Source organism: Streptomyces sp. NPDC051172 (assembly GCF_040682555.1).
GTDB lineage: Bacteria > Actinomycetota > Actinomycetes > Streptomycetales > Streptomycetaceae > Streptomyces.
In genome coordinates this window covers 25371-35053 of the sequence record NZ_JBFBBE010000094.1, presented here as the reverse complement: position 1 = coordinate 35053, position 9683 = coordinate 25371, and the positions used below count along the sequence as shown (strand labels likewise).

Annotated in this window: 6 protein-coding genes; 1 reads left to right on the top strand and 5 read right to left on the bottom strand. The window is 70.0% G+C overall.

What is annotated here, in order from left to right:
- Positions 1–674: maltotransferase domain-containing protein (locus AB0N07_RS37810; RefSeq protein ID WP_365843163.1), on the bottom strand; the 674-nt coding region annotated here is incomplete at its 3' end.
- A 215-nt stretch (positions 675–889) separates the two neighbouring features.
- Positions 890–2092 carry a S8 family peptidase gene (locus tag AB0N07_RS37805; RefSeq protein ID WP_365843161.1) on the bottom strand — a complete coding sequence of 401 codons (1203 nt, stop codon included), beginning with the start codon at positions 2090–2092 and terminating at the stop codon, positions 890–892.
- 260 nt (positions 2093–2352) lie between these two features.
- On the opposite strand from AB0N07_RS37805, the gene AB0N07_RS37800 reads away from it, so the two are divergent.
- Positions 2353–4971, top strand: a complete 2619-nt coding sequence (locus tag AB0N07_RS37800) for a glycosyltransferase family 1 protein (protein WP_365843159.1) — start codon at positions 2353–2355, stop codon at positions 4969–4971.
- A 106-nt stretch (positions 4972–5077) separates the two neighbouring features.
- Here AB0N07_RS37800 and AB0N07_RS37795 read toward each other — a convergent pair whose 3' ends face one another.
- The 3 genes from AB0N07_RS37795 to AB0N07_RS37785 all read right to left on the bottom strand — a co-directional run bounded on the left by AB0N07_RS37795 (position 5078) and on the right by AB0N07_RS37785 (position 9591).
- Positions 5078–5596, bottom strand: coding sequence for a DUF1990 domain-containing protein (locus tag AB0N07_RS37795; RefSeq protein WP_365843157.1), 519 nt, complete (start codon positions 5594–5596; stop codon positions 5078–5080).
- 69 nt (positions 5597–5665) lie between these two features.
- Complete coding sequence (locus AB0N07_RS37790; protein ID WP_365843155.1) at positions 5666–7333, bottom strand: M4 family metallopeptidase; 1668 nt, start codon at positions 7331–7333, stop codon at positions 5666–5668.
- A 236-nt stretch (positions 7334–7569) separates the two neighbouring features.
- On the bottom strand, positions 7570–9591 hold the full coding sequence (locus AB0N07_RS37785; protein ID WP_365843153.1) for a M4 family metallopeptidase: 2022 nt from the start codon (positions 9589–9591) through the stop codon (positions 7570–7572).
- Between the last annotated feature and the right edge of the window lie 92 nt (positions 9592–9683).

Here is a 9683-nt window from a genome sequence, read left to right as displayed (position 1 = left end):
AGCAGCGGCAGGGTCTGCGAGGCGGTGACGAACTCCCGCAGCGGATGCCGGGCCAGCACCGCGTCCACCTCCGGCGTCAACGCCGCCGCCAGGCGTGAGGCGGCCGGGCGGGTCTCGTCCCGCAGGGCGGCGACGGCGGCGCGCAGCACGTCACGTCGGCCGTCGGGGGCGCCGTCGGCGGCGCGCTCGTACAGTCGCGCGCCCTCCTCCAGGACCAGGTCCGTGTCCATGCCCGCCGGGATCTTGATCTGGGCGTGGTGGCGCCAGGTGCTGATCGGGTCGCCCCAGGCCTCCACGGTGTAGGTCCAGTGGCCGGGTTCGCCGACGGTGACCGTGGCGCCCCAGCGGTCGGTGCCCGGGGCCAGTTCCCGCATCGGCGTCCAGGGGCCGGGACGGCCTTCCGGATCCGTCAGGACGACGTTTGCGGCGACCGCGTCATGGCCCTCCCGGAAAACGGTGGCCGAGATCTCGAACGACTCGCCGATCACGGCCTTGGCCGGCCTTCGCCCGTGCTGGACCACCGGGCGGACGTCGAGGACAGGTATGCGCCCGATGACCGCGGTGGCGCCCGCGGGGGGTGGCTGCGGGGCCGGTGGTCCGGCGTCGGCGGGGCGCACGGGGCGTGCTTCGTTGCTGGTCGTCGGGGGTGCTGACGAGTGGTGCGTGGCGGGCATGACCGCTCCTGTCCGCGTCAACGTGGGTGGGCGGATGACTGTGGGGAGGTGGTCCTGCGGGTGGTACCCGTGAACTGCCTGTGTGGTGTACCGGAGGAGCCTTCCCACCCTATTCGGGTACGCAATCCGGCACGTTGTTAACTACTCACGCGTATGTCTACACACAAGACCGGTCCCGTTCATGAACGAACGGGACCGGTCCGGGGACTGTGCCACTAAGAAGCCGGCACCTGCAGAAGTTCGTCCGGTGAGCCGAGGCCCCGGCCGGAGACCTTCCCGGACACCGCCAGTTTCACGAGTGCCCTGGCGACCTGGTCCGGCGTGGCCTTCGGATGATCGGCCAGATACAGCGCGGCCGTGCCCGTGACGTGCGGCGTCGCCATCGACGTACCGGAGAAGGTCGCCTTCCCGGTGTCGCTCGCACAGGAGTCCGAGGTGATCGACACTCCGGGCGCGAACAGGTCGACGGCCGAGCCGAAGTTGGAGAAGCTCGCCCGCGCGTCCGTTCTGTCGGTCGCGCCGACCGTGAGGGCCTCCTGCACGTCCGCCGGGGAGTAGAGGGCGGCCGGCAGGCCGTCGTTCCCGGCGGCAACCGCGTACGTGACGCCCGACGCGATGGAGCTGCGCACGGCGGCGTCCAGCTGGGCGTTGTAGGAGCCACCCAGGCTGAGGTTGGCGACCGCCGGTTTCCTCGCGTGCTTGGTCACCCAGTCGATGCCCGCGATGACCTGCGAGGTCGTACCGGAGCCGGCGTTGTCGAGGACGCGGACGGCGACCACCTTGGCCTGCTTGGCGACGCCGTACTTGGTGCCGGCGATGGTGCCGGCGACATGGGTGCCGTGTCCGTTGCCGTCGGACGCGGTCTTGTCGTTTCCGACGAAGTCCCAGCCGTAGCTCGCCCGGCCGCCGAAGTCCTTGTGCGTGATGCGGATACCGGTGTCGATCACATATGCGGTGACACCGGCGCCCGCGGAGTCGGGCCAGACGTAGCTCTTGTCCAGCGGCAGGCTCGGCTGGTCGATCCGGTCCAGGCCCCAGGACGGCGGGTTCTTCTGCGTGTGGTCGAGGGACACACGCGTGTCCTGGACGACCGAGGCGACCTGGGCATCGGCCGCGAGCAGCTTGGCCTGTCTCTCGTCGGCCTTGATGGCGTAGCCGTTGAGGACCGAGTCGTAGGTGTGGCTTATTTTTGCCCCGTACTTCTCGGCGATGCCCTTTCCGGTCGCCGACGGAGCCTTCGTTCCCCCCTTGAGTGTCACCAGATAACTTCCGCTGACGGAGCCGGGCTCACCGGCGCCGAGTATCTGACCCTCCGGTGCGGCGTGCGCGGGCAGGGTGACGGCCGAGAGCGCGGCGGCACAGGCCACCGCGGTCAGAGCCCCTGTCCAGCGCAGACGCCGTGTTCGCGTCCGTGCCATGGTCCGAGTTCCCCTCCATTGACTCCACTCGGCAGCCTCTCGTGCGGTGTAGAAGGCCCACAAGAGGGCCTACGGGGCGGAATCGGCCATGTCCGCCATGGCCGACGCGTGAAGGTTGCGGCGTTTTCCGGACGGCGTAGGAGTGTGGCGTGCTCTTGGACGTGGCGTGGTTGCGGAGCCCTCCGCACGGATACCGTCGAGGTTGACGACGAGGCGCACAGCGTTGTGCGTCCGCACAGCGACACGCGTCGAGGTGGAAAGTGAAGGCGATCCGTCGATTCACCGTCCGACCCGTTCTCCCCGAACCCCTGCGGCCGCTCAGCGACCTGGCCCGCAATCTGCGCTGGTCCTGGCATGCGGAGACCCGCGACCTGTTCCAGTCCGTCGACCCCGAGCGCTGGGCCGCCTCGGACGGCGATCCCGTACGGCTCCTGGGCAGCGTGTCGCCGGCGCGGCTCGCGGAGCTGGCGGGGGACCACCGCTTCCTGCGCCGGCTGGCCGAGGTCTCGGGCGACCTGGACGACTACATGACCGGCGACCGCTGGTACCAGACCCACCCGGGTGAACTGCCCGCCGCCATCGCCTACTTCTCGCCGGAATTCGGCATCACGGCCGCCCTGCCCCAGTACTCCGGGGGCCTCGGCATCCTGGCGGGCGACCATCTGAAGGCGGCCAGCGACCTCGGCGTGCCCCTGGTCGGTGTGGGTCTGCTCTACCGGCACGGCTACTTCCGCCAGTCGCTGTCCCGGGACGGCTGGCAGCAGGAGCACTACCCGGTCCTGGACCCCAACGAGCTGCCCGTGGCCCTCCTGGAGGAACCCGACGGCACCCCCGCCCAGGTCTCCCTCGCCCTGCCCGGCGGCCGGCAGCTGCACGCCCGTATCTGGCTCGCCCAGGTCGGCCGCGTCCCCCTGCTGATGCTCGACTCGGACGTCGAGGACAACAACTTCGGCGAGCGCGGGGTGACCGACCGGCTCTACGGCGGCGGCAGCGAGCACCGGCTGCTGCAGGAGATGCTGCTCGGCATAGGGGGAGTGCGGGCCGTACGGACCTACTGCCGGCTGACCGGCCACCCCGAACCCGAGGTCTTCCACACCAACGAGGGCCATGCCGGCTTCCTGGGCCTGGAGCGGATCGCGGAACTCTGCGAAGGCGGGCTGGACTTCGATTCCGCGCTGGAAGCGGTCCGCGCCGGGACCGTCTTCACCACCCACACCCCGGTCCCGGCCGGCATCGACCGGTTCGACCGGGAGCTGGTCGCCCACCACTTCGGCCCCGAAGCCGAACTCCCGGGCATCGACGTCGAACGCATCCTGCGCCTGGGCATGGAGACCTATCCCGGCGGCGAACCCAACCTCTTCAACATGGCCGTGATGGGCCTGCGCCTGGGCCAGCGCGCCAACGGCGTCTCCCTGCTGCACGGTCACGTCAGCCGCGAGATGTTCTCCGGACTGTGGCCGGGATTCGACCCCGACGAGGTGCCGATCACCTCCGTGACCAACGGGGTGCACGCGCCCACCTGGGTGGCCCCCGAGGTGTTCCGGCTCGGCGCCCGGCAGATCGGCGCGCAGCGCACCGAGGACGCGCTGACCGTCGGCGGCTCGGACCGCTGGGACGCGGTGGGGGACATCCCCGACCAGGACATCTGGGAGCTCAGGCGCAACCTGCGCGAGCAACTGGTGGACGAGGTACGGGTGCGGCTGCGCGCCTCCTGGCGGCAACGCGGCGCAGGAACAGCGGAGCTGGGGTGGATCGACGGGGTCCTCGACCCGGACGTCCTCACCATCGGCTTCGCGCGCCGCGTCCCCTCGTACAAACGCCTGACCCTGATGCTGCGCGACCGCGACCGCCTCATGGACCTGCTCCTGCACCCGGAGCGCCCGATCCAGATCGTGGTCGCGGGCAAGGCCCACCCGGCGGACGACGGCGGAAAGCGCCTGGTCCAGGAGCTGGTCCGGTTCGCCGACGACCCACGGGTCCGCCACCGCATCGTCTTCCTCCCCGACTACGGCATGGCGATGGCGCAGAAGCTCTACCCGGGCTGCGACATCTGGCTCAACAACCCGCTGCGCCCCCTGGAGGCCTGCGGCACCTCCGGCATGAAGGCGGCCCTGAACGGCTGCCTCAACCTCTCCGTCCTGGACGGCTGGTGGGACGAGTGGTTCCAGCCCGACTTCGGCTGGGCGATCCCCACCGCCGACGGCGCGGGCACCGATCCCGACCACCGCGACGCCATAGAGGCCGACGCGCTCTACGACCTGCTCGAACAGCGAGTCGCCCCGCGTTTCTACGAGCGGGGGCAGCACGGCCTGCCCGACCGGTGGATCGAGATGGTCCGCCAGACCCTGACCCTGCTCGGCCCGAAGGTGCTGGCCGGCCGCATGGTCCGCGAGTACGTCGAGCGCCTCTACGCCCCGGCCGCCCACGCACACCGTGCCATGGACCCCGGCTCCGCCCGCGAACTCGCCGCCTGGAAGGCAAAGGTGCGGGCCTCCTGGCACGGCGTCACCGTCGACCACGTGGAGACGTCCGCCGCCACGGCCACCGCGGAACTCGGCAGCACGCTCGCACTACGGGTGCGGGTGGGCCTCGGCGAGCTCGGCCCCGAAGACGTGGAGGTCCAGGTCGTCTCGGGCCGCGTGGACCCCGAGGACCGGATCGCGGACGCGACGACGGTCCCCCTGAAACCGGCGGGCGGCCCCGACCCCGAAGGCAGGTGGTGCTACGAGGGCCCCCTCTCCCTCGACCGCACCGGCCCCTACGGCTACACGGTCCGTATCCTGCCGGCACATCGACTGCTGGCGTCCGGGGTGGAACTGGGCCTGGTGGCGGTGCCTTCGGAGGAAACGGGCGAGGGCGCAGGGGTACTGATGAGGTGACGGTCAGGTATTTCAGCCCGTCCGGCGTTTGAGGACGAGGCCGTTCAGGCCGAAAGCGGGGGTCTGGGGGCGGCAGCCCCCAGTCACCGGCGCCGACACCCTCCGCTCACCCCTCGGAGAGCGCTGCGCACAACCCCCGCAAAACCTTCCCGCACCGCCGCGCATAAGCGTTCTGCAGGCCCCGCGTGGCTGGCCCGCCCGCCCGGGCGAACCACTTCGCGGGCCTGCTGAACGCGGACACCGTCAGCCACACCGTGCCGTCACCCGTGCGCTCCACGAGGAAGAGTTCCTCGCCGCACTCCGGGTGGCCGGTCAGCGTGCCGTACGCCCAGCCCGCGCGTCGGGGTTCCTCGACGGTGTAGACGATGCGGCACGGGGCCTTGATCACTCCGGCGAGGGTGACGGTGACGTCGACGTCCGGTGCGGCGCGCTCCGCGCTCGCGTCGATGCCCACGCCCAGTTCCCGGTGCATCTCCCAGGTGAGGACCGCCTCGACCGCTCTGCGGAAGCAGGGTTCGCCCTCGCCGATGCGCGTGCGCACATGCATCGGGCGGAAGCCCGGCGGGCAGAATCCGACGCGGCCGGTGCCGCCGACGTCGTCGTAGGTGAAGTCCTCCAGGCGCATGGGACACAAGAGTAGGGCGGCACCCGGGAATGCCTTCCTCCCGGGTGCCGCCCGCCAACCCCCCTCGGGTCAGCTCACGTTGACCGCGGACCAGGCCGCGGCGACCGTCTTGTACTCGGTACTGCTGGATCCGTACAGGCTCGCCGCCGCCGCCAGCGTGCCCGCGCGGGCCCCCGCGTAGTCGGTGGTCGAGGTGAACTGCTCGGTCAGCGCCTTGTACCAGATCTGCAGCGCCTTGGCCCGGCCGATGCCGGTGACCGTGGAGCCGTTGGACGTCGGCGAGTTGTAGCTGACGCCGTTGATCGTCTTCGCGCCGCTGCCCTCGGCCAGCAGGTAGAAGAAGTGGTTGGCGACACCGGACGAGTAGTGGACGTCGAGGTTGCCGACGGAGGAGGACCAGGAGTCGGCGGAGCCGCCGTCCTTGCTGGGCTTGTCGAAGTAGCGCAGCGGGGTGCCGTCGCCGTTGATGTTGATCTTCTCGCCGATGAGGTAGTCACCCGGGTCGGACGAGTTGTTGGCGTAGAACTCCACGCCGACGCCGCCGAGGATGTCGGAGGTCGCCTCGTTGAGGCCGCCGGACTCACCGCTGTAGTCCAGGCCGGCGGTGTTGGCGGTGACGCCGTGGGTCATCTCGTGGCCCGCCACGTCCAGCGAGGTCAGCGGGTGCGTGTTGCTGTCGCCGTCGCCGTACGTCATGCAGAAGCAGCTGTCGTCCCAGAAGGCGTTGACGTACGAGCTGCCGTAGTGGACGCGCGAGTAGGCGCCGACACCGTCGTCCTTGATCCCGCTGCGGCCGAAGGTGTTCTTGTAGTAGTCCCAGGTCTCCTGCGCGCCATAGGCGGCGTCGGCGGCCGCGGTCTGGTCGGTGGTGGAGCTGGAGGCGGCGCCGGTGCCCCAGGTGTTGGTCGAGCTGGTGAACAGGGTGCCGGTGCCCGAGCTCGTGGTGTGCTTCAGGTTGTACGTCTTGTGACCGCCGCGCGTGGTGTCGTACAGCTGGTACGTCGAGCCCGACAGGTTGGTGGTCAGGCTGACGGTGCCCGAGTACAGCGTCTTGCCGGTGCCGGTCGCGTTCTCGACGGCCTGGTACTGGAAGAGCTTCTTGCCCGTGGACGCGTCGGTGATGACGTGCAGCGCGTTCGGGGTGCCGTCGTCCTGGAGGCCGCCGACGACGGTCTCGATGGCGAGGACGGGCTTGCCGGAGCCGGCCCAGATGACCTTGCGGGCCTTGTCCGCCGAGGTCTTGGCGGAGCCCGCGGCCTGGGCGGCGGTCAGCGCCTGCTTCTCGGCCTTGGCGGCGGTGATCTGCGGCTTGAGCGAGGCCACCTTGATGGCCGCCTTCGTCGCCTTGACGACGCCCTCGGTCTTGCCGGACTTCGTCGCGACGACCAGGTCGCCGCCGAGGACGGGCAGGCCCGCGTAGGTGCGCTCGTAGCGGGTGTGGACCGTGCCGTCGGCGTCCTTGACGACGTCCTTGACGACCAGCTTCTCCTTGGTGCCGAGGCCTATCTTCTGCGCCGTGGCGGCGACGTCGGCCTGGGCCTGCTGGATGAGGGAGACGCGGGACGCGGCCGAGAGCGCGGCGGGGGAGCCGGCCGTGCGGGCCGTGGCCGTGGAGTCCGCCTTGGTCTGGGCGGCGGCCGAACCGGTGGTCAGACCGGTGGTGAGCAGGGCTCCGGCGGCAACTGCGGTTGCGATGGCCAGAGTAGAGCGCTTGTGACGCGCGTAGAGGGGGGTCACACAAGCTCCTTGTGGTGGGGGAGTCCGACACGGCGTGGGGCGCCCGGCCGGAGTTGCAGTGAAGTTGTGCGGCGGTTGTGGAGAAGAGTGACATCAAGACGCGTACATGTCAGCGGCCCGAAGTGATGTTGGCTTGAAACCGACTGTCTGGTTAACGTTTCAGGAATGTAAACGGGCGCCGCCCCGGGGCTCGCACCCCGGGACGGCGCCTTGTTTCCGATGCCGCTGCGCGCGGTCTACGGGAATGTCACCTTCCAGCTGTTGAGCGTGCCGACGTCCTGCGCGGCCTGGTCCTGGACCCGCAACTTCCAGGTCCCATTAGCGGTTTCGCTCGACGCGTTGACCGTGTAGGTCGCCTTGACGTCGTCCGCCGAGTCCGAGGAACTGAAGTTCTTCAGGCGGTACGCGGTGCCCGACGGGCCGAGCAGATCGATCACCAGGTCACCCCGCCAGGTGTGGGTGATGTCGACGCTCACCTGGAGGTTGCTTGGCGCGTTTCCGCTCCTGCCGGAGACGGTGATCGACGAGGTCACGGCCGGCCCGTTGTCCGGGATCGACAGCGGGGTCGTGTTCTCGTACGACGTTCCGGTCCCGCCGCCCCCGCCGGAGCGCGAGCCGACCGCGACGGCCGCCCACGCGTCCTGCACGGCCTTGTACTCGGTGGACGTGGTCCCGAACAGCTCACCGGCGGCCGCCAGCGTACCGGTGCGTGCGCCCGCGTAGTTGGTGGTGGACGTCCACTTGGTGGTCAGTGCCCGGTACCAGATCTGCAGCGCCTTGTCCCGGCCGATGCCGGTGACCGGAAGGCCGTCCGAGGTCGGCGAGTCGTAGCTGACGCCGTTGATGACCTTGGCGCCGCTGCCCTCGCTCAGCAGGTAGAAGAAGTGGTTGGCGACACCCGAGGAGTAGTGCACGTCGAGGTTGCCGACGCCCGAGTACCAGGAGTCGGCGGAGCCGCCGTCCTTGCTGGGCTTGTCCATGTAGCGCAGCGGGGTGCCGTCGCCGTTGATGTTGATCTTCTCGCCGATGAGGTAGTCACCCGGGTCGGACGAGTTGTTGGCGTAGAACTCCACGCCGACGCCGCCGAGGATGTCGGAGGTCGCCTCGTTGAGGCCGCCGGACTCGTCGCTGTAGTTGAGGCCCGCGGTGTTGGCGGTGACGCCGTGGGTCATCTCGTGGCCCGCCACGTCCAGCGAGGTCAGCGGGTCCGCGTTGCCGGAGCCGTCGCCGTACGTCATGCAGAAGCAGCTGTCGTCCCAGAACGCGTTCACGTACGAGTTGCCGTAGTGGACGCGCGAGTAGGCGCCGACGCCGTTGTTCTTGATGCCGCTGCGGCCGAAGGTGTTCTTGTAGTAGTCCCAGGTCTCCGCGGCGCCGTAGTGCGCGTCCGCGCCCGCGGTCCCGGCGTTCGACGTGGTGCCGTTGCCCCACGTGTTGCTGCTCTGCGAGAACAGCGTGCCGGTGCCCGAGGTGCCGTGGTTCAGGTTGTACGTCTTGTGGCCGCCGCGGTCGCCGTCGGTCAGGTTGTAGTTCGAGCCCGACTGGGTCGTCGTCAGCGAGACCGTGCCGCTGTACTGCGTGTTGCCGGTGCCGGTCGCGTTCTCGATGCCCTGGTACTCGAAGAGCTTCTTGCCGGTGGTCGCGTCCGTGATGACGTGCAGCTGGTTCGGCGTGCCGTCGTCCTGGAAGCCGCCGATGACCGTCTCGTAGGCGAGGACCGGCTTGCCGCTCGCCGCCCAGATCACCTTGCGGGCGCTGTCGGCGGCCGACTTGGTCCCGCCGAGGGCCTTCGCGCGCTTCACGGCCTGCTGCTCGGCAACGGCCTTGGTGATGCCCGGGGTGACATCGGCGACCTTGACGGCGGCGTTCGTCGCCTTGATGACGTCCTTGGTGGCGCCCGACTTGGCGGTGTCGACGACCAGGTCGCCGCCGAGGACCGGCAGGCCGTCGTAGGTGCGCTCGTAGCGGGTGTGCAGGGTGCCGTCGGCGTCCTTGACGACGTCACGGACGACGAGCTTCTCCTTCGCGCCGAGGCCGATGTCCTTGGCGGTCTGCGCACGGGCGCTGTCGGCGTCGCGTATCAGCTCGGCGCGCTGGGAGGGGGAGAGTTTGACGGCCGCGTGCGCCTTGTTCAGGGACGAGGCGTGGGCCGGGGCGGCGGACGCGGCGCCCGACTGGACGGCCGCGGCGAGCAGCGCGGTGACGCCGGCGACGGCGACGATGTGGGAGGTGCGTCTGCGAGAGGAACTGCTTCTCAACACTGACTCCTTCTGCGTGGCCGCGGGTTGCGCGGCCAGGGAGATCCGGACGGTGGGTCGACCGTCCGGGCAGAACTGGGGTGGAGCTTGTG

Bases quoted from the DNA above. Each gene is read 5' to 3' on its own strand.
- AB0N07_RS37805 (WP_365843161.1), bottom strand. From the start codon at position 2,092: ATGGCACGGACGCGAACACGGCGTCTGCGCTGGACAGGGGCTCTGACC.
- AB0N07_RS37795 (WP_365843157.1), bottom strand. From the start codon at position 5,596: ATGCGCCTGGAGGACTTCACCTACGACGACGTCGGCGGCACCGGCCGC.